The sequence below is a fragment of the Nostoc sp. FACHB-152 genome (assembly GCF_014697475.1).
GTDB lineage: Bacteria > Cyanobacteriota > Cyanobacteriia > Cyanobacteriales > Nostocaceae > Nostoc_B.
Genome location: NZ_JACJRV010000062.1, coordinates 11,496 through 33,229 on the forward strand (window position 1 = coordinate 11,496; position 21,734 = coordinate 33,229).

Annotated in this window: 12 protein-coding genes and 1 pseudogene; 8 read left to right on the forward strand and 5 right to left on the reverse strand. The window is 40.6% G+C overall.

Annotated elements, in window-relative coordinates; translation table 11 throughout:
- Positions 1-33: 33 nt before the first annotated feature.
- A complete protein-coding gene (locus H6G76_RS27335) occupies positions 34-2,190 on the reverse strand; it encodes a polyribonucleotide nucleotidyltransferase (RefSeq protein WP_190708187.1) in 2,157 nt (718 codons plus the stop codon).
- Positions 2,191-2,748: 558 nt separating this feature from the next.
- Here H6G76_RS27335 and H6G76_RS27340 point away from each other — a divergent pair.
- The 5 genes from H6G76_RS27340 to H6G76_RS27360 all read left to right on the forward strand — a co-directional run bounded on the left by H6G76_RS27340 (position 2,749) and on the right by H6G76_RS27360 (position 12,693).
- A complete protein-coding gene (locus tag H6G76_RS27340; protein WP_190708189.1) occupies positions 2,749-5,979 on the forward strand; it encodes a DEAD/DEAH box helicase in 3,231 nt (1,076 codons plus the stop codon).
- Between the two features lie 982 nt (positions 5,980-6,961).
- Positions 6,962-7,375, forward strand: a complete 414-nt coding sequence (locus H6G76_RS27345) for a DoxX family protein (protein ID WP_190708191.1) — start codon at positions 6,962-6,964, stop codon at positions 7,373-7,375.
- 107 nt (positions 7,376-7,482) lie between these two features.
- Positions 7,483-8,790 (forward strand): efflux RND transporter periplasmic adaptor subunit, encoded by a 1,308-nt coding sequence (locus H6G76_RS27350; protein ID WP_242056538.1) that lies wholly within the window; start codon positions 7,483-7,485, stop codon positions 8,788-8,790.
- A gap of 16 nt (positions 8,791-8,806) precedes the next feature.
- On the forward strand, positions 8,807-12,058 hold the full coding sequence (locus H6G76_RS27355) for an efflux RND transporter permease subunit (protein WP_190708193.1): 3,252 nt from the start codon (positions 8,807-8,809) through the stop codon (positions 12,056-12,058).
- A 356-nt stretch (positions 12,059-12,414) separates the two neighbouring features.
- Complete coding sequence (locus H6G76_RS27360; protein WP_190708195.1) at positions 12,415-12,693, forward strand: hypothetical protein; 279 nt, start codon at positions 12,415-12,417, stop codon at positions 12,691-12,693.
- An 11-nt stretch (positions 12,694-12,704) separates the two neighbouring features.
- On the opposite strand, the gene H6G76_RS27365 is transcribed toward H6G76_RS27360, so the two are convergent.
- Entirely contained in the window at positions 12,705-13,973 is a 1,269-nt protein-coding gene (locus H6G76_RS27365; protein WP_190708197.1) for an NAD(P)/FAD-dependent oxidoreductase, read from the reverse strand.
- A gap of 304 nt (positions 13,974-14,277) precedes the next feature.
- Here H6G76_RS27365 and H6G76_RS27370 point away from each other — a divergent pair, with 304 nt between their 5' ends.
- A complete protein-coding gene (locus H6G76_RS27370) occupies positions 14,278-14,553 on the forward strand; it encodes a UBP-type zinc finger domain-containing protein (RefSeq protein WP_190708198.1) in 276 nt (91 codons plus the stop codon).
- 331 nt (positions 14,554-14,884) lie between these two features.
- Here H6G76_RS27370 and mrdA read toward each other — a convergent pair whose 3' ends face one another.
- Positions 14,885-16,723: a penicillin-binding protein 2 gene (gene mrdA / locus H6G76_RS27375; RefSeq protein ID WP_190708200.1), complete on the reverse strand. Its 1,839-nt coding sequence runs from the start codon at positions 16,721-16,723 to the stop codon at positions 14,885-14,887.
- Positions 16,724-17,150: 427 nt separating this feature from the next.
- Between mrdA and H6G76_RS27380 the strand changes: the two genes are divergently transcribed.
- Together H6G76_RS27380 and H6G76_RS27385 are read left to right on the forward strand one after the other, a co-directional pair.
- On the forward strand, positions 17,151-18,752 hold the full coding sequence (locus H6G76_RS27380; RefSeq protein ID WP_190708202.1) for a tetratricopeptide repeat protein: 1,602 nt from the start codon (positions 17,151-17,153) through the stop codon (positions 18,750-18,752).
- A 19-nt stretch (positions 18,753-18,771) separates the two neighbouring features.
- Positions 18,772-20,322 (forward strand): hypothetical protein, encoded by a 1,551-nt coding sequence (locus tag H6G76_RS27385; protein WP_190708204.1) that lies wholly within the window; start codon positions 18,772-18,774, stop codon positions 20,320-20,322.
- Positions 20,323-20,380: 58 nt separating this feature from the next.
- Here the strand turns inward: H6G76_RS27385 and H6G76_RS27390 are convergent, their stop codons facing one another.
- Both H6G76_RS27390 and H6G76_RS27395 read right to left on the reverse strand, forming a co-directional pair.
- A complete protein-coding gene (locus H6G76_RS27390) occupies positions 20,381-21,361 on the reverse strand; it encodes a PRC-barrel domain-containing protein (protein WP_190708206.1) in 981 nt (326 codons plus the stop codon).
- A 58-nt stretch (positions 21,362-21,419) separates the two neighbouring features.
- Positions 21,420-21,680, reverse strand: a pseudogene (locus tag H6G76_RS27395) (hypothetical protein); the annotation flags it as partial.
- Positions 21,681-21,734: the final 54 nt, after the last annotated feature.

Genomic DNA, 21,734 nt, shown 5'->3' on the forward strand with positions numbered 1-21,734 from the left:
TTTTAGAAAATATCTAAAATCCCAAATCGATTTTTATCGATTCACTGCCGCAGCTTCGCGCGCCGCAGCTGCCTGATCTGGATGGATACCTAAGCGTGTGAGATTAATCCGTCCTTTACCGTCAATCTCACGCACTTTGACAATCACTTCATCACCGACGGCTACTTCATCTTCAACTTTGCCAACGCGATAGTCAGCTAGTTGAGAAATGTGGATCATACCTTCTTTACCGGGTAGGAATTCCACAAATGCACCAATTGGAATAATTCGAGTTACGCGTCCGGCGTAGACATCCCCTTCATGCAGCTTACGTGTCATTCCTTGGACGATGTTCCGCGCTTTCTTGGCTTTGCTTTCATCAACAGCAGATATGGTAACTGTACCATCATCTTCAATGTCGATTTTAGCGCCAGTTTCTTCGGTAATACCTTTAATTGTCTTACCGCCAGGGCCGATGACTAAACCAATCATGTCTGGATCAATCTTAATCGTCAGCAAACGTGGAGCGTAAGGCGATGTTTCTGTGCGTGGTTGGTCGATAGTTTGCAGCATTTTCTCCAAAATGTGCAACCGCGCTTCTTTGGCTTGGTGAACAGCTTGGGCAATAGTTTCTAAAGGCAGACCAGAGATTTTCATATCCATTTGTAAGGCAGTAATCCCGGTATCTGTCCCAGCAACTTTAAAGTCCATGTCGCCGAGGAAGTCTTCAATGCCTTGAATATCAGTTAAGACACGGACTTCATTACCTTCTTTAATCAGACCCATAGCCGCACCACTCACAGGTTTGATGATTGGTACACCAGCATCCATGAGGGCGAGGGTGGAACCGCAGACTGAACCCATTGAGGTGGAACCATTTGAAGAAAGTACTTCCGATACGACCCGAATCACGTAAGGAAATTGTTCTTTGGGTGGCAGGATGGGCAATATTGCTCGTTCTGCTAAAGCCCCGTGACCAATTTCGCGTCTACCAGGCGCACGCATGGGCTTGGTTTCGCCAACGGAGAAGGGTGGGAAGTTGTAATGGTGTAGGTAGCGTTTGGATTGGTCTGTTTGCAGGTCATCATTGAGGTTTTGGGCATCTCCAGGAGTACCAAGGGTACAGTTGGATAAAACCTGAGTTAACCCACGGTTGAATAAACCACTACCGTGAACGCGCTTTGGTAAAACACCAACTTGACAAGAAACAGGGCGTACTTCATCTAGCTTGCGACCATCAACGCGCACGTTGTCTTCAACGATTTGACGGCGCATGAAGTATTTGGTGATCTCTTTAAAAGTTTTGCCTAGTGCTTTAGGGTCAGCAGTGGCAGCAACGCGAATTGGATCTTCTTCTGGTAGTTCAGCGATCGCGGCTCCGATTGTATCTTTAACTACATCTAAAGCTGCATCACGTTCTGGTTTAGTTAATTCAAATTGAGCCAGAATTTTCTTAATCTCGCTGCTGGCGCGATCGCGAATATAATTTTCTAGCGTCTGGTCTACCTCTGGAGGTGCTTGTTTAATTATTTCCAGACCCAGTTCTGCTATTAAATCTAGTTGTGCTTTGATTAAATCGCGTACTGCTTCGTAGCCAAAATCAATCGCTTCGATAATATCTCGCTCTGGCAGCTGATTAGCTCCTGCCTCCACCATGATTACGCCATCTGGTGAACCAGCCACAATCAAATCTAAGTCGCCAGCTTCAATTTCTGCATAGGTAGGATTAATAATAAAATCATCTCCTACTAAGCCCACCCGCACGGCTGCCATTGGCCCGTTAAAGGGAATTTGGGCAATCAGGGTAGCTATTGAAGCACCAGTGACTGCTAAGACATCAGGTGGCACTAACTCATCCATTGATAGAGTTAAGGCGATAACTTGCAGGTCATCCCGCAACCATGAAGGGAACAGAGGACGTAAAGGACGGTCTATAAGACGACTAGTGAGAATCGCTTTTTCTGGTGGACGACCTTCCCGACGCATAATCCCACCAGGAATTCTACCTGCTGCATAAAGTCTTTCTTCGTAATCTACGGTCAGGGGAAGAAAATCAATGCCTTCTCTGGCTTCTGATCGCGTAGCTGTGACCAAAACAGCTGTGTCCCCTGATTCTATCAAAACCGACCCACCAGCCTGGGGAGCTAGTAGGCCCAACTTCAGTCGAATATCCCGTCCATCAAAGGATATTGACTTTTCAACTTCTGCCATTCAGTTTTTTTTCCTTCTATGCACGCTATTCTCTCTCTGTGGCAATCCTAACATTTATGCACTCTGGCTGGCTTCTGTTACATACAAAGAGCAACAAGTCTTTGAAAGCTAAATGTAATACAAGTTTGCGTCTCAAGCAGCAGTAGATCTGACTGCTCGATTCTCTGTTAGGCTCACCACATCCGAAAATATGTCTAAATGTAACCCTGGTTGTACAATAGTACCAACGTTGCAAATATTAGCTGTATTAGTCTTGTAAAATTAAATTTTCTAATCTTGAGGCTGGCTAATGGATAATATTCTCAGTAAGTATTCTCATGGCCAAGCCATACACTATTTTAATAAGTAAGTTGACGTGAATATTTAGCGTGGGTATCAGGCAGGAGCGAGGAGAGCTTTAGCCTAAGTTATTTTTATTTACAATAGTTCATTTTTGCTTATTGATTGTAATTAAAATATTTTATTTTTGATATATAGTTTTGACTGTTAATATTGCTGAAATCCAAAAAATCAGAGTTTGAAATAGTTGAATTTAACGACAATTTTAGTAGTTAGCAAATGGCAATCTTACACGGAAGTTGGTTAACAAATAATAAAAATGGTGGTTTATTTATTTGGGGAGAAACTTGGAGATCGCAGCAAGTAAGTTGGGATTTAACTCAATCTACAGATATACCAGTAAATCCATTGGCAATGACATCACTGGAGTTAAACCAGTGGTTGGCTTCGCGGAATATTAGCATTGGGAGTGCCACACAGCCGGAACTACAGCCTCAAGGGATGCGATCGCGTAAAGTCACAAAACCTAGTGAACCAAGTTTAAATACACATCATCAAATCATCGCTTTACCAACTCATATTTTAGAAAATAGTAAAGATGGAACATTAACTTTATCGCCTTTGCATTCTGCTAGCCAAGATTTAGATAATGCTTCAGCACTTCTACAACCTTGGCAAGTTGAAGGTTTTTGCCTCAATATCAACGAAGCAATTCAATTTCTGAGATCTCTTCCCTTAAACATTACTCATGGTGAAGATGCTTTTTTAGCTGGAGATTTAAGATTTTGGTCACAGGTGGCACGTTGGAGTTTAGATTTAATTTCACGTTCTAAATATTTACCAAATATCCAACACCAAACAGATGGTACTACCCTGGCTGGGTGGCGAGTGCTGTTAGACAGTGCTGTCGATGCCACTCGGTTAGAAAAATTCGCCGCAAAAATGCCTCTGGCTGGCCGTACTTATCAAGAAGCAGGGAATAGAGAGTCGGGAGTTGGGATTGGGTTTGTTTCTGTAGAATTACCGAAGACTCCGCAGGAATTAATTTTAGAATTTCTTAACGCTACAATCGATGCCCAAGTACGGCAGATGCTAAGTGGTCAAGCCATCCTGGAACCCAGGGTCATGGCGACTTTGCCATCAGCAGTGCGGCAGTGGTTGCAAGGTTTAACTAGTGCATCTAACACAGTAGTTGCAGATGCAATTGGTGTTGAACGGTTAGATGCGGCACTAAAAGCTTGGACTATGCCGTTACAGTATCAATTGGCAGGAAAAGCCCTATTTCGCACCTGTTTTCAACTACATCCTCCATCGGGAGATACAACCTGGACGTTAGAATATTTTCTCCAAGCGGCTGATGATCCTGAATTTTTGTTAGATGCAGCAACGATTTGGCAAAATCCAGTTGAAAAATTAACATATCAAAACCGGATAATTGACCAACCGCAAGAAACATTTTTACATGGATTGGGGTTAGCTTCTCGATTGTATGGGGCGATCGCACCCAGTTTAGAAACAGAATATCCCCAATCTTGTCAGCTAAATCCGATCCAAGCTTATGAATTTATTAAGTCTGTAACTTGGAGGTTTGAAGATAGCGGTTTAGGCGTAATTTTGCCGCCCACTTTATCTAACCGTGAAGGTTTTGCGAACCGTTTAGGGTTGAAGATTACTGCCGAAACTTCTAAGAAAAGAGAAGGAAGCTTGGGGTTGCAAAGTCTATTAAATTTTCAATGGCAATTAGCAATTGGCGGACAAACAATTTCTAAAGCTGAGTTTGATCGATTAGTAGCGTTGAATAGTCCCCTAGTAGAAATTAACGGCGAATGGGTAGAGTTACGTCCTCAAGACATCAAAACAGCCCAGACATTTTTCGCTTCGCGTAAAGAACAAATGGCACTGTCATTAGAAGATGCTTTGCGCTTGAGTACAGGAGATACCCAGGTGATTGAAAAATTACCAGTGGTGAGTTTTGAAGCATCTGGGGCTTTACAAGAATTGATTGGGGCGTTAACGAATAATCAGGAAATTAAACCCTTACCCACACCAGCTAGTTTCCAAGGAAAGTTGCGTCCTTATCAAGAAAGGGGTGCAGCTTGGCTGGCTTTTTTAGAACGTTGGGGTTTAGGCGCGTGTCTCGCCGACGATATGGGACTGGGAAAAACCATACAGTTTATTGCTTTTCTTTTACATCTCAAAGAACAGGATGTATTAGAAAAACCCACCTTGCTAGTTTGTCCAACCTCTGTTTTAGGTAATTGGGAACGGGAAGTTAGAAAGTTCGCGCCCAGCTTGAAAGTAATGCAATATCACGGTGACAAACGCCCTAAAGGAAAGGCATTTGTTGAAGCTGTGAAAAAGCATGATTTAGTTATTACTAGTTATTCGTTAATTTATAGAGATGTTAAATCATTGCAAACTATTTCTTGGCAGGCAATTGTATTAGACGAAGCCCAGAATGTGAAAAATCATGACGCGAAACAATCACAGGCAGTTAGACAGTTAGAGACAACATTCCGCATCGCCTTGACAGGTACACCAGTAGAAAATAGATTACAAGAATTATGGTCAATTCTAGATTTTCTCAATCCTGGTTATTTAGGCAATAAACAATTCTTTCAACGGCGGTTTGCCATGCCGATTGAAAAGTATGGTGATGCAGCTTCTTTGAATCAATTGCGTTCATTGGTTCAACCTTTTATTTTAAGAAGATTAAAAACAGACCGCGACATTATTCAAGACTTGCCAGAGAAGCAAGAAATGACGATATTTTGTGGTTTAACTACAGAACAAGCCGCACTGTATCAACAAACAGTAGATACATCTTTGGTTGAAATAGAATCGGCTGAAGGATTGCAACGAAGAGGCATGATTTTAGCTTTATTAACTAAACTCAAACAGATTTGTAATCACCCAGCCCAGTATTTAAAAGAAAGTACATTAGCACAACATAATTCTGGTAAATTACAACGTCTAGAAGAGATGTTAGATGTGGCAATTGCAGAAGGCGATCGCGCTTTAATCTTCACTCAATTTGCAGAATGGGGTAAATTACTCAAACCACATTTAGAAAAGCAATTAGGTAGAGAAGTTTTCTTTTTATATGGCAGCACCAGTAAAAAACAACGCGAGGAAATGGTAGACCGTTTCCAACAAGATCCGCAAGGGCCACCTATTATGATTCTTTCTTTAAAAGCAGGTGGTGTGGGATTGAATTTAACCCGTGCTAATCATGTATTTCACTTTGATAGATGGTGGAACCCGGCGATTGAAAATCAAGCTACAGACCGAGTATTTCGGATTGGTCAAACGAGGAATGTGCAAGTACACAAGTTTGTCTGCACTGGCACTTTAGAAGAAAAGATTCACGACATGATTGAAAGTAAGAAACAACTAGCTGAACAAGTCGTGAGTGCTGGTGAAGAATGGTTAACTGAATTAGATACAGACCAACTTCGTAATTTACTCATACTTGATCGCAATGCTTTGATTGATGAAGATGGGGAGTAAAAGAGTTTAAGAATTTAAACGCGGAGTAACGCAGAGTATTTTTAAAGTGAATTTGTGGTTAATTCGCTGTATATCTCTGTGCTTACTTTTTTTAAGATGTAAGGTTGGGTTGCGTTGTTCAAAACATCAACGTCCGAGTTCCGAACACAATTGTTCAGGTTTTAAACATGAAACTCCGAAAATTGTATGTATGAATTAGTTGAGATTGCCAAAAAAATCAGCGATTAGAAAAATCGACTTTAAATATTTGCTGCATTGCCAGCCCGCGATCGCTATATTTGTAAATTTTAGAAAATCAATATAAACCTAATATAAAACTAATAAAAAACATATGAGAATTTATTATTGATTAATCATGTGACTCGTGCAATTATTAATAATAAGTTAGCCGGAAATAGAAGTGAAAAACAAAAAAGTTTTTCATTGAATTTTTGACTCCTAGATAGCTTGCTATATACGCTTAAAAAGCAGTCTTCATGATGAATGCCATATTATATGCGCCCCATAGCCATTACTATTCCGTCTGTGGTAAGTATTTGATTCCTATAGCTGATCATCATTTGTTGTTTCTTCCGAATTTCTATATGTAATTACAGCAGATTGCAGGCAAATGAATTACAGATTTTAAGAACAAAGCCATATAATAAACATTTTCAACCCGATTGCCTGTTTACCGTCGTTGCTAGATTTATACAAGAGTTTTATTTTTAAAATGAAAATTCAGATTATTGTACTAACTTTCAGCACTTTTAAGTAAACTATCAGGATAAAAAATTATGGCTCTATTTTTAAATATCAAAAAAGTAAAATATACATTATTGTAAATAACAATTTCTTACTAACGAAAGAGAAATTAATTATATATATGTTCTATATTGAACTGTCAGTGTTGTCAGCAATAATTGTTACTTTGTCAGGGCATTTTTATATTCCTGTGGATGGATAGGTTTGTGAATGCATAGTTAGAAAGGTAGAGGTGTTTATGGACGCGTTTATCGGAAAATATTCCCCATACATTTATGCAATTTTACGAATCGTTACAGGTTTAATGTTTGCTATGTATGGTAGTCAGAAACTGTTTGGCATACAAGGCAACAAGCCTCCAATATCATTGGCTTCATTGATGGGATTTGGTGGACTGATTGAATTTGCTGGCGGATTAATGATTGCCTTGGGACTACTAGCAAGCTATGCAGCTTTTATTACAAGCGGTGAGATGGCAGTTGCCTACTTCATGCTACACGCTTCGCCAGGTTTTCTGCCGCTTGTCAATCATGGCGAGTTAGCAGTCCTTTACTGTTTCCTCTTCTTTTATATTGCTGCACAAGGATCAGGAATCTGGAGCGTTGATGTACTTCTAGACAGAACAAAAGTGAGATCTGCAATCCACACTTAAGGAGAAGAATTTCTCACTGAAATTATGAGATTATTGTTCGTTCCTAGTTAATGAGTAGTCTTTCTTAACATTTAGTTGTTTTGCCTAGATAGTAGGAGGGTGAGCCATTGGAGACTTCTAAAATTAGTAATTCTGTTCTGGGAAAACTTTCAGGACAGCAGGGATTGTTGGTAGGGGTGGGGCTGGGTTTAGTCTTAGCTATTGGTGGAATGGCTATATTTTCGAGTTTTGGCACTGGGCGTTCAAATGCTCCTACTCAAAATTCTCCCGCAGCCAATGCGAAAAACTCCGCATTGCCAGTGAAAGTTCAGCAAGTTGGGACTAGCACAACTGAAGAAAGTTCTAACTTTGTCGGAGCCTTAGAAGCACAGCAAAAAGTCACACTACAGCCGCAAATCCAGGGACGAATTGAAACAATTTTCGTGTCTAGCGGTCAACGGGTGCAGAAAGGAACACCGATCGCATCTTTGAGTTTAGATCAGACTCAGGCAAATGTTGCCAGTTCCATCGCCGCCGCTAGTGCAACCCAAGCTGGCTTAAAAACAGCCCAAGCACAACTACAACAAGCCCAAGCACAACGTACTAAGGCCGCTGCTGATGTTCAACTTCAGCGCACACAATTTAATCGCACCCAGCAATTGGTAAAAGAAGGAGCGCAAGCCCAACAAGAGTTAGATGTAGCCAGAAATAATTTACAAACTGCGATCGCTGATTTACAAGCAGCAGATAAACAAGTTGCAGCAGCTAGTGCCGCAGTTAGACAAGCCCAAGCCAATGTCCGCGCAGCTCAAGCAGGTACGGCGGCGGCTCAAGTTAATGTCAATCTCAAACGAGTAGTAGCACCCATCACTGGTATAGTGGGTGAATTTCCAGTGAAAGTTGGAGATTATCTCAACACTGGACAAACTATCACCTCAATTATCCAGAACGATGCCCTAGATTTGAATCTTTCTGTGCCTTCTAATCGATTGAAACAACTGCGGATTGGCTTACCTGTGCAGTTGATTGATCCTAACACGCAGCAAATCATCGGCAAGGGTCAGATTAACTACATTTCGCCAACAGTAAGTTCAGATCAACAATCGATTTTAAGCAAAGCACGCTTTCTCAATTCCCAAGGCCGATTACGCGATGGGCAATATGTGCAAGCACGGGTAATTTGGAATCGACAACCAGGGTTACTTATTCCCACAGTTGCCATTTCTCGAATTGGTGGACAGAGTTTTGTCTTTGTCACAGAAAACACAACTGTCAACGGCAAACAACAGCAAGTTGTGCATCAACGTTTAGTACGTCTCGGTGATATCCAGGGAACCAATTATCAAGTTCTTGATGGACTAAAACCCGGCGAAACCATCGTTACATCTGGCATTCTCAAACTGCGAGAAGGCACACCCATTCAACCGCAATCCTAAACCAGGACACTCGCTAATGTCGATCGCGAACAACTTTATCAAACGTCCGGTACTAACTACCGTTTGTACCCTAGTGATTCTGATTGTGGGATTCGTGTGTATTCCACTATTACCACTCAATTATTTGCCAGACATTGCACCGATTCGGGTTCAGATATCAGCGAACTATACTGGGGCAGATGTGGCAACCGTCGAAAGTGCAGTCACAACAACGCTAGAGCGTCAGATTAACGGTGTCGAGGGTATGCAGTACATGACCTCGAACAGTTCCGCAGGCAGTAGCCAAATTTCAGTATATTTCGGGTCGAACACTGATAAAAATATTGACCAAGTAAACGTACAGAATCGGATTGCACGCGCAACACCTCGCTTACCTACAACTGTCCAACAACTTGGTGTGACAGCGCAAACTGCTTCGACAAGCATTTTGTTGGTGTATACGTTTTATGCAGAAAATAATGAGTACGATCCGTTATTTATAAGTAACTATATTGACCTAAATTTACGCGATCAACTCTTGCGAACGCCAGGGGTCGGCGATTTAACGATATTTGGAGAAAAGCGTTATGCCATGCGGTTGTGGCTCGATCCCAATGCTTTAGCGAGTCGGCAATTAACTGTGGCAGATGTGGCGACAGCATTGCGATCGCAAAACATTCTCGCCGGAGCCGGAACCTTGGGTCAAGCACCAATACCCCCAGGTCAAAGCTATGAAATTCCCTTGCGGGTGAATGGTCAATTTAAAGATGCTTCGGAGTTTGGGAACCTCGTCATTAAAGTAGGAACTAATGGAGATTTAGTCAAACTCAGTGATGTCGGTCGTGCGGAACTCGGCTCAGAAACTTACGCCAGCAACGCGAAAAATAATGGTAAGCCAGCGATTGGTATGGCAATATATCAATCACCTGGAAGTAATGCGCTGGATGTGGCGAGAAGCATTGAAGCGCAAATGAACGAATTGATCAAAGAGTTTCCGCCGGGATTAAAAACCAAGATTGTTTACGATACCGTTGGATTTGTGCAAGCTTCACTGGAAGAAGTTGTCAAAACTCTAGTTGAAGCGATCGCTCTGGTTGTATTAGTAATTTTTCTATTTCTACAAGACTGGCGAGCCACAATTATTCCGATTGTGGCAATTCCTGTGTCGCTGATTGGCGCGTTAGCATTTGCTTACGTATTCAGATTTTCGCTGAACAATTTAACTTTATTTGGATTAATCTTAGCGACAGGCTTAGTAGTTGATGATGCCATTATCGTTGTAGAAGCGATCGCCCGCAAAATTGAACAAGGAGTCAGACCTTTACAAGCTTCCTTTGAAGCAATGGAAGAACTGACGGGAGCAGTGGTTTCAACTTCGTTGGTGTTGATGGCGGTGTTTATTCCGGTAGCATTTTTTCCCGGCTCAACCGGAAAAATGTATCAGCAGTTCGCCTTAGTGATTGCATTCTCAATTGCCATCTCGACGTTTAACGCGCTTTCGTTCAGTCCGAGTATGTCTGCGATTTTACTGCGTCCGCCAAAACCGAGACGCGGCCCGTTGGGCTGGTTTTTTAACAAATTTAATCAGATTTTGGCATGGATTATTGACCGATTTCTGGCGATCGTTAATTTTTTGATTCGCCTGCGTTACGCTGTTGTGGGATTGTTTGTCGTGGGTTTAGCAGCAACTTACTTTATGTTTACCCATGTACCAACAGGATTTGTCCCCTCAGAAGACCAGGGGATTGTGTTAGGGATTATTCAAGCTCCCGATGGAGTTTCCCTAGCTTATACCGACCAAGTGATTACAAAACTGGAACAAATTCTGGAAAAAGAGCCGGAAATTGAGAACGTTTTTGCGACTTCGGGATTTGGTTTTGCAGGTAGTGGCTCAAATCGCGGTGTATTTTTTGCCAAGCTCAAACCTTGGGAAGAACGCAAACAACCTAATCAAAGCGCGTCAGCAATCTTAAAGCGCATCAATGGCGAATTTCAAACGATTCCCGAAGCGATTATTACCGCAGTCAGTCCCCCACCAATTCAAGGTTTCAGTACCTTAGGGGGATTTGAGTTACAACTGGAAGACAGAACTAACGGCAGGTTGACAATAGATGACTTTAATGCAAATGCCCAAGCGATAATTGCTCAAGCAAACCAACAACCAGCCCTCGCTGGTGGAGTGTTTACCCAGTTTACCGCCAGTACACCCCAGTTCCAAATCGACTTTGATCGCAATCGTCTAGAAGCCCTCAACGTTGATTTTCAGCAGGCTGTAAATACCTTGTCATCTGCTGTTGGCTCGCAGTATGTCAACGATTTTACTCTCGGACAGCAGAGCTATCGTGTATATGTGCAAGCAGAAGGTAATTATAGGCGATCGCCAGATGATATTAATCAGCTTTATGTGCGATCGACAAACAACCAAATGGTGCGATTGAGCGAAGTAGCAAAACTCACGCCAATTACAGGGCCATCTGTCATCAGTCACTATAACGGCTTCCGTTCCATCAGTTTACAAGGCAGAGAAGCACAGGGTTACAGTAGCGGACAAGCGATTCAAGCAATGCAGCAAGTTGTGAACGCAACAGCAATACCTGGCGTTGGCAGCGATTGGACAGGAACCGCCCGCGAAGAATTATCCGCAGGTAACTTAGGAATTCTGATTTTTGGCTTCGGGATCATTATGGTGTTTCTCACCCTGGCGGCTCAGTATGAAAGTTATGTTGACCCCGCAATTATTCTGTTAACTGTACCGTTAGCTTTGTTAGGTGCGTTAAGTGCATTGGCCTGGCGCGGTTTGGTAAACGATGTCTACGCCAATGTAGCGTTAGTAATGCTGATTGGACTCGCCTCAAAAAACGCGATTTTAATCGTTGAGTTTGCTAACCAAGCCTTTGAACAAGGAATGAGCATTCAAAAAGCAGCTTTGACAGCCGCTCAAGAGCGATTTCGACCAATCGTGATGACCTCCAGTGCGTCATTGCTGGGATTTTTCCCACTCGTTGTTGCTTCAGGTGCAGGTTCTGCTTCGCGCTGGTCGTTAGGAACGGCGTTGTTTGGAGGGTTATTAGTAGCAACCGTTTTGAGTTTGCTAATTGTTCCAGTGTTGTACGTAATTATCAAAAACTTAGAGGAACGGTTCTTAAAGCGCAAACCTTCTACTCATGCAGGTCAGTCTACTTCAAATAAACAGGAGGATGAACAAGCCACAGCAGTTGCTCAACAAAAATCGGCAGGGGTAGGAATGCAAGCCGGTGATGAGCGTACTAAATCTAACGATGCAAAATAGCGAAATTTTGGCAAAATTTCGCCTAAAAATCCAAAATTTCTTCTAGAAATTACCATAGTAAACACCGATAAATATCGGTGTTTACTTGTATTTGGGTATTACAAAAATTACTTCCAGTAGATTGCAGGTGAATGAAGTAGAAATTTTCAGAAAAAAGTCATATAGTAGAATACTTTCAACCCTCTTGCCTATTGCCTGTTGCCTTTTCCCTGCTGTATCTGAAAGCTATCATAACCGAACGTAAGATTTTGATATTAAAAGATTTAAAGATAAAACTCCCACTTGAAAATCCGTTGAGACAATTAAAATATCCCCTGATCAGCTATTAGGGATATTTAAAAATCCAGGCAAAACAAATGAACGCCAAACTTATCGGTTTCTCAGGCATTGTGACTGCATTCTTAGGTGCTGGTATTGGTTTTATTATTGCTTATTTACTTCCTTCACCTTACACAAGTCCAATGTATAAAGACTTAGCCCAAAAATACGCGATTATTGGTGGGGTTGCTGGCTTGCTGATTGGTTCCAGTCAGGAAATGGTTCGAGAACTCAAGCAAGAACGTGATTTAGAGGAAGAATTATTACGGGATTTGAATCAAGCAATTCGCTCAACTACCAATAAAGAAAATTTGTGATTCTGTTACATTTAGTTAGTTGAGTTATTAGTAAAAGCTAAAATTTGCTCTGCGGCTCTTTGTCCACTGCGAATGGCCCCTTCCATATAGCCACAATATTCAAGCGGCGCAGTATGTTCTCCTGCAAAAATGACCTGCCCAGCGCAGTAAGATAGCTCAGAACGCCAAGTTTTTAAGTCACCAGGAGCAAAATAGCAGTAACTACCACCTGCCCAGGGATCAGTACTCCAATCATGCGTTGCAGTAGCGATCGCTTGGGGCGCATTGGGGTAAAGTGCAGATACTGTTTGTTGTGCTAATTCCACGCATCCCACCACATTTCGGCTTGGCGTACCACTACTGGTACAAGCAAGAATTCCTGCTTCACCTAGCCCAGTTGAGCTAGATTCCCAGACGGTTTGATAAGGTTTGTCTGTCACCACCAGCCCGAAACTGGATGGCTGCCAGAAACGGTGGGAATACTGAAGTAAGGTCTTAACTGATACCCCATAAGGTAAGTGAGAAATCGCTTCTCGTTGTGCCTGTGTCAGCCCAACCTCAATAGATATATGGCGCAAGACACTCCACGGAACCGTGACCACAATCCAATCGCTCAATACTTCAATCTGCCCCTGAGGTGTTTTTACACTCGCAGCAACAGCTTGTTCTTGTTCCCCAATTCGCACAACTGGCGTGTTTGTCTGGATACGATCACCTAAAAAACGAGCAAATGCGCTTGTCAACTGAGTATTACCACCGCGAATTCTTAAAGAGCGGTTGCCAGAAGTACCACTGTAGGCAAAGAAACCAACTCCAATCGCCTCTGGATCTGCTGCATACAACCCATAAGATTGCTGACGGATAAGTTTGCAGGCAAAAGGATCAATCGAATGTGCAGCCAGCCACTGGGCTAATGTTTGGTCAGGGTCGGCACGTTGCTCTAATAGTTGGTCTAACTGCTGATACGCATTATTTAAGGCAGTTTTCTGTTGAGAACTAAGCGTTTTTTGACTAGAGAAATGACCATCAATGTAAGAGCGAAGGTCATCTGGAAATTTAAAGGCAGGCTCAAGCGAGAGGTTGAATTGAGCAGCATAAGATAACAGTGCCGTATGATCATCATCGACAAACTCTGCACCCAATTCACCATACTGCCCCGCATCCAAAAAGGCAGTATGGACTCGCCCTCCTACTCGCTCACGGGCTTCAAATACTTGCACATCAAAACCGGCGCGAGTCAGTTCATAAGCAGCAGCCAGACCTGCTAAACCAGCCCCAACTACAATTACTCGTTTAGTCATTGGTGATTATGATCCTGCTACATAACTTGTCGCATACTCCATGAACTGTCTCTTCTATCCACAGAGTGTAATTCTGAAAATTATTAGCTATCGACTCTGATAGTGTTTGTGCTGCAAGATTTTAGTCTCCCACTAGCGGCTCACGCAAAGTGCAAAATATAGAAGAAACACAATTTCTTTTCTTATTGCCCTATTGCCTATTGCCTGTGTTTCTTAAGAGGATGATTATGTTGCACTGAAACTATCAGTTATGCCTGTGTATAAGCTACTGTTGTTTTAATGAGAGCGATCGCAGCAAAATTATATGTCTTGCCAACATCTTAATGAACTGACTCTAGAAAACTTAATTTACAAATCCAACTATCCTGTATTTCAATGTCAGGAGTGCATTCGACTCAATGAGCGTTGGGTACATCTTCGTATTTGCCAAACCTGCGGTAAGATGCTGTGCTGTGACTCTTCCAAAAATCAACACGCACGTCGTCATTATGAAGAGACTGGGCATCCTGTTATTAGTTCAGCAGAATTAGGGGAAGAATGGCTGTGGTGTTTTGTAGATAAGCAACAAAAGAATTATTGATAAACTGAGCCTAATTAAGTTATTGCAGTGAACAGGCGATAGGCTTAAAAGTCTTTTGCTGTCTAGATTGTAACCTTATCCCAGTTTCTTCTCTACCTTGGCTATTGCTATAACTATGTGAAGTTTGTCAAATCCACTACATTTGATGTTTTTTTAGGTTGAGCTACTTATAACCCAATACAATTCAGATAACATAATTAATCTACCCATAAACCTTGTAGAGACGTTGCATTGCAACGTCTCTACAGATTGTTAAACCTAACTAATCATCTTAACTGAACCGTATTGTTGTATGAGTACGACTTCTAGTAGTGAAAACTTCTAATTGTCTCTAATTCCTACGTTGATTATCTGGCTTTTCCGCCTCTGGTTTTTGATACTTGCCTGGATACTTACGCTGGAAGTAATCTTCCATAATTTGTAAAATCATCGGCGCTGCTACACTACCACCACCACCACCAGAGTGTTCAGCAAAGGCAATAATTAAAACTTCTGGGTTATCTGCTGGGGCATAAGCACCAAACCAAGCATGATTTTGTTTGACACCACGTTGCCAAGCTTCGGCTGTGCCACTCTTGCCAGCTACAGGCGGAATTGTTGGTTTGTTCAAAACCTTACCTGTCCCCTCAGCGACAACCTTTCGCAACCCATCGCGCAAAATTTTCACTGTTGTTGGCTTCATATTTAAAGATTCGCGCCAGCTTTTAGCATCTTCGTTATCTTTAAGCAAATGCGGCTGGACTCGGTAGCCACCATTAGCTGGTACACCAAACATCACAGCGACCTGTAAAGGTGTAGTTTGTAAAGCACCTTGACCAATTGACATATTAATTGTGTCGCCTACAGTCCAAGGCATTTTCCAGGCTTTCTGCTTCCAACTTTCATCAGGTACTAAACCTTTCGTTTCTTCTGATGCGAACTCAAAGCCAGTTTTTTGTCCAAACCCGTACTTGCGAGTCCATGCAATTAAAGCTGGGCCACCCACACCCCTACCTATTTGATAAAAGAAAGTATCACTACTCCACTGTAATGCGCCAACAAAACCCAAAGGCCCGAACCCAGCATGATTCCACTCACCAAATCTAGTTCCACCAATATTTAAGGAACCGTATGTCTGTAGTACTGTGCTAGGTGAAAATTTCCCTGATTCCAACCCAGCAGTTGTGGTGACAATTTTAAAAGTGCTAGCAGGTGGAAAAGCACTGAGGGCGCGATTAACTAGAGGATGATCCTCACCTTGTACAGTTTCCCAATCTTTTTGCGAGAGTTTTTGCTTAGAAAATATATTCGGGTCAAAGGTGGGGTGAGATACTAAGGCTAAAACTGCACCGTTTTTTGGGTTGAGGGCAACAATAGCCCCATCTCTATCACTTAAAGCTTTTTCGGCTGACTTTTGCATATCTAAATCTAAGGTGAGGTGAAGGTCATTCCCAGCTTTGGCTTGTTTTTCTCCTAAAACCCGCAGTGGTCTTCCAGCACCATCTACTTCTACCTGCTGACCTCCCCATTCACCCCGCAATGCTTTCTCGTAGGCTTTTTCGACTCCCATCTGTCCGATGACATCACCCAAACGGTAGCCTTCTGCCTTTCTTTCTTTTAACTGTTCAGCCGTTAATTCTCGTGTATATCCTAATACGTGGGCTAGTTGTTTACCGTGAGGATAATAACGAACGGCTTCTGTATGAACTTCGACATCTGGCAAGTCGTTTTCATACTCTTTGATAGCTGTAATCTGGGCTTCATTTAAATCACGCGCAATTCTAATAAGAGAAGATGAATTTACTCCCGCTTCGTCTAATTTTTTTTCGATTTCTGCTTGAGGAATGTCTAAAATTTTCTCTAAACGCGGCCCTACTATTGGCCAAGAGGGCTTAGTATGTGCCATCGGCCAAAGATACACAGACCGAGGGTAGCGTGTACTAGCTAAAAGTTTGCCATTCCGGTCAAAAATATTACCTCTTTCTGGTTGTTTAGGAATCATCCGAATACGGTTTGACTCGGCTCTTTTGCGGTGAATCGACCCCTCAACAATTTGCAGATACGCTAAACGCATCGCTATTCCAGTGGTCATTAATAGAGTAAATATAATTAAGAATACAGGCTGGAAATTTCGTCCAACTGTACGAGTGTTTCTTTTTTCACTTAAAGGTGAAGGTTGTAGTACTGCCATAGAAGAAAGTGTTATTTATAAATAAGTAATTTCTAGATATCGGAATGCGATTTGATTACTGAACATACTTGTGTAATCAGGCAATAGGCAACCCAAAAGAAGCTAATTAACAATGTACTGATTTTTTCAAAAATCAAATACCAGTGCTATACAATATTGCTGTGTTTATACTGAATAATTTTTAGTATTCAGTATAAACACTTACTTTTTTGTATATTCATAGTTCATTTTTGTTGGAATTGAAAGATAATTTTTGGGATCTGCTAAACCATAATATCCACTAGTGATGCTTTGCACAACTACCAATATTTTCTCAGTATATTTATGTATAAATATACTTTGAAGATGAGTCTAGTTAATTTATAATGTTTACGCCGTTAGGATATTTTAATAAAATAATCGAATCAAAAGATTCGCAGATATATAAATGGACTGGATTACGCTGCTGCGATCGCTACAGTCTGATTTTATTAAAAGATTGGCATCTGGGTGTCTGCTTCATTGCGAAACAGAAGGTCAACATAGTGAGTTAACTATAATCTCTGGAGAAAGATTAAAAATACTACGTGATTTTTGCTGGCAAATGGCAGAAAAATATAAGCGTGTTTCGCCAGTGCGTGATGTTTTTATCAGCTATCTCAAAGGGAAATTAGGAGAAGAAGTTGTTAAAGAACGCTTGGCTGATTGTATTACCGAAGTTGATTATGAAAAACGCTTTGGTGGCGATGGTAAAATTGATTTTACGTTAACTACTGACCCGACCATTGGTATTGAGGTGAAATCTCGTCACGGTAGTATTGATAGAGTTAGATGGTCTGTCAGTTCTGAAGAAGTTGAAAAAAATGCCGTGATAGTTTGCATTTTTATCCAAGAAGAAGTGCATGAGGCGCAATCGGAATACCATCTGTTTTTAGCAGGTTTTCTACCAACCCGCATGATTAAACTGAAAACAGGTAGAATCGCCTTTGGGATAGATCAGCTTTTATATGCTGGGGGTTTGCGTTGTTATTTAGAACAATATCAATCTGCCATTAATTATAATATTTCTAAGGAAGAAAAATATAAGCCGTCACCTACTAATAATGTTCAGATTATTAAAGCACCTGTTGAAGCAAATAATAATATTTACACATATATTCAAGAAGTAAATTTTCTAAATCAAGGGCATGAATGCTTTCAAAAATGTGAATATCAAGCTGCTATTACTAACTATAGCCAAGCGTTGAAATCGCAATCAAATGATGCTGAAATTTATTATAAACGAGGTTTAAGTTATTATCATCTGGGAGATTATGAAGAGGCGATCGCAGATTATTCTCAAGCAATACAAATTAATATCAATGATGCCAAATTATATCTCAATAGAGGTTTAGCACGTTATCAAATAGGAAATTATGAACTATCTATTGAAGATTATACTCAAGCGATTAGATTAAATCCTAACTTTGCTGTCGCTTATAAAAACCGTGCTGATGCTCGTTCTCATCTGGGAGATAATCAAGGTGCAATCGAGGATTATACTCAAGCAATCAAAATTAATCCTAATTATGTTGCAACTTACAAAAACCGTGGAATGGCACGTTATTTTTTAGGATATCAGCCAGGATTTACTCAAGCTATCAAGATAAATCCTCGTGATGCGGTGGCTTACAAAAATCGAGGGAATGCGCGTGCTGATATTGGAGATCATGAAGGTGCAATAGAAGATTACACACAGTCAATCGAAATTAATCCTCATTATGCCGACGCATATTATAATCGGGGAAATGCTTTTTATGATTTAGGTAATTTGGAGCGATCGCTAACAGATTACACACAGGCTTTACAGATTAATTCTAACTTCGCTGATGCTTATTACAACCGTGCTAATATTCTGGCAGAGATAGGAGATAAGCCAGGAGCAATTGAAGACTTTCAAAAAGCAGCAAATATTTATCTTAAAGAAGGTAAATTAGAAGCCCTGAAAGACGCACGGCAACGAATTTTAGATTTACAAATAGAAGAATCTTTGGATATTTTAAATTTTTAGTAAAGGCTTTGTAAGATAAATGTTAGTGAAAAAAGCAATTAATCGGATTTCAATATTATTTGCCCATTCTCCTTGGTTGATTGTAATTCTTTTTTCACTTCTCGGTTTTATAGGTATTCTTAACCATTCCATGTGGCGAGATGAGCTAAACCCTTGGCTGATTGCTAGAGATAGCGAATCTCTTAGTAATTTAGTTGCAAATATTAAATATGAAGGGCATCCGGTTTTGTGGTATTTTTCTCTAGCATTTTTGATAAAAATTGCTGACACTCCCTTGGTTATGCAACTTTTTCATTTAGCTATTATAATTGCTGGGGTTACAATTTTCTACGTATATAGTCCTTTTAATTATAAACAGAAATTACTGTTTACATTTGGATATTTTCCCTTATATGAATATTTGATTGTTTCTAGAAACTATGCTTTTAGTCTGCTGTTTGTTTTTGCTTTCTGTGCAGCATTTCCATCTAGAAAAACAACTTATTTATATTTAGCTGTTTTATTAGGTTTATTAGCAAATAGTAGTGCTTATGCTTTATTAATTTCATTTGCTTTGTCATTGACTTTGTTAGCTGAATTTTGTTTTGATAATGAGCATAGAAAACAGTATTTTAAACAAAGTTCTAAATATGATTTATTGATAAGTATTGGCATTATTACAATTTCTTGTTTATTATCAGCTTATATTATTATTCCTCCTGAAGATAGCTACTTACATGGAGGGTTGAATAATGGATGGACAACTCAATTTGATATCCGCAATTTGTTGAAATGTATAAATAGATTGTTTGCTAGTTATTTCTTGATTATTCCTCATAGAAAATGGCTAGATTCAATTGTTTGTGCCTCCATAGCTTTATTTATCTTTGCACTAACTTCAGTTAAACTTTCTAAAAAGCCATTTCCTCTATTTTTCTATATTATAGGGAATGGTGTAATCCTCACGTTTATATATTTAAGGCAGTTACAATTTCCCGGAAGTCCTCGTCATTTAGGACATCTCTATTTAGTTCTTATAGCAGCTTTATGGTTAGAGATTTATTATCAAAACTCTAACTATTTATTTAATAAGTTTTCTATTCAGCCAAAATTATTTGAATTAGCTCAAAAATGGCATTACATTGCCTTTACATTTATTCTCTATGCTCAGTTGCTCGGAGGGATATATGGCTTTTCAAAAGATTTAATTATCCCATTTTCTGCCAGTCGTGAAACGGCTCATTACATCCAAAAAAATCAGCTAAATAATGAATTTATTGTAGCCAGCAGAGATGCGAATATGGCTGCCTTATCAGGTTATCTCAACCGTAAATTTTACTATCCTGAACTACAGAAAATGGGAAGCTTTACCCTATATAAAAAAGGTCGGCAAGGGGTTGACCAAGCTGAGGTATTAAGACAAATTCATTTTTTATTTGAAAGCCAAGAAGTCAAAAACAAAATTTTATTGATTTTAAATAAAAAACTGGGTTCCACCAGAAATGATTTAAATATCGTTCCTATCAAGGATTTTAATAGGGCTTGGGTGGATAGTGAACGATATCATCTTTATTGGGTAAATAAAACATAGAAATTAACTGACTAAAGTTAACCCCTCCTCGTGACTGAGGAGGGGTCAAAACTCAAACTTAATATCCGCCTTCTTCTTCGTATTCTGGCTGTCTTTCTTTGACTTTTTTGGGAATATTCACTGGTTTTGGCGCATCTTCCCAAGCATCGCTTTCTACATCATCGTCATAATCATCGTAATCGTCGGTGTAGGCTTTGGCTTCGTACTTGGGCGGTTGTTGATATCTATCTCGCCCTGTGGCTTCACTCCAGTTATCTTCTTCTTCGTCTTCTTCGTAGCGGATAGACTCATACTGTTGCGCTCTCATGACTTCGCGCCGTGGTCTTTCTTCTTCTACGTAGTCTTCATTCCATTCTTCTTCCCGCGCTACGGGTTCGGGGGTGCGAACTTTTGGCTTAGGTGGCTGTAATGGTACGCCACTAGGTAGCTGATTTGAAGGTGCAACTGTACGCGGTGCAGAATAACCATATTCTTCTTCTGCATCTCGTTCCCAAGGTGCTTTCCCGATACCTAAACGCTCTAGAACGCCTACAGTTAATTGTGTTGTGCGTTCTTCTGCTCCTTCAAATACAATTAATCTGCTGGGGCCAGTGCTAACAATTTCCTCTATTGAAATCTCATAAGTGCTAAGAAATTGATCGGGAATTTGTGGTACTCCCAAGGAAGCAATAATTATAGAGTGCAGCTTACCTGAGATGGCATCAAACTTAAAGCCCCGGACTCTGCCTAAGACTTCACCTGTTTCTGTAATTACTTCCCAGTTAATGAGATTACTGAAAGCTTCAATTTCAATATCTTCTATGACATCTTCGTTATCAACCAGGATGGCATCACCAATTTGGTTGATACTGCTGAGGTACATATAGCGTGGCAGTCCAGAGATAGAGATCAGGCTGTCTCGTAAACCAAGAGCCACAACCTCTCTTTGATCGATATCAACCCAGATTTGATTCACAATCCCTAGCCGCTTGGCGTTATCGCGGGTAATCACCTGAGTATTTAATAAGTCGGAACGCCTAATTATCTGTTCAGAGGTCATTCTATACCGAGTCCTGATCTCGAATCCGGTTTATCTATACACTATTATTAACAAAGTTTCAAGCAGATGTATTCGAGGTGGGCCACTTAATTCCCAAAACTTGGGTATAAGTGCCTCGTGCTTGAGTAACGCCAATGGTGCGTTCGGCTGATTTTATCATCGGATGACGCAAACTCACAACTATAAGTTGTGCTTGTTGTTTGATCATTCTAGCTAATCGTTCTAAGTTTGCCCCGTCTGAAAACATATCTATTCTATATTCTTTAAAAATATAAAAAGATGGCGGGCAGTAGCGTTGCAGAGCAAAAATAAAATTTATCAAGCAAGACTTTGTAAAGTTTTTGCTGCGTGATGTATTTAATATCCTGCTATG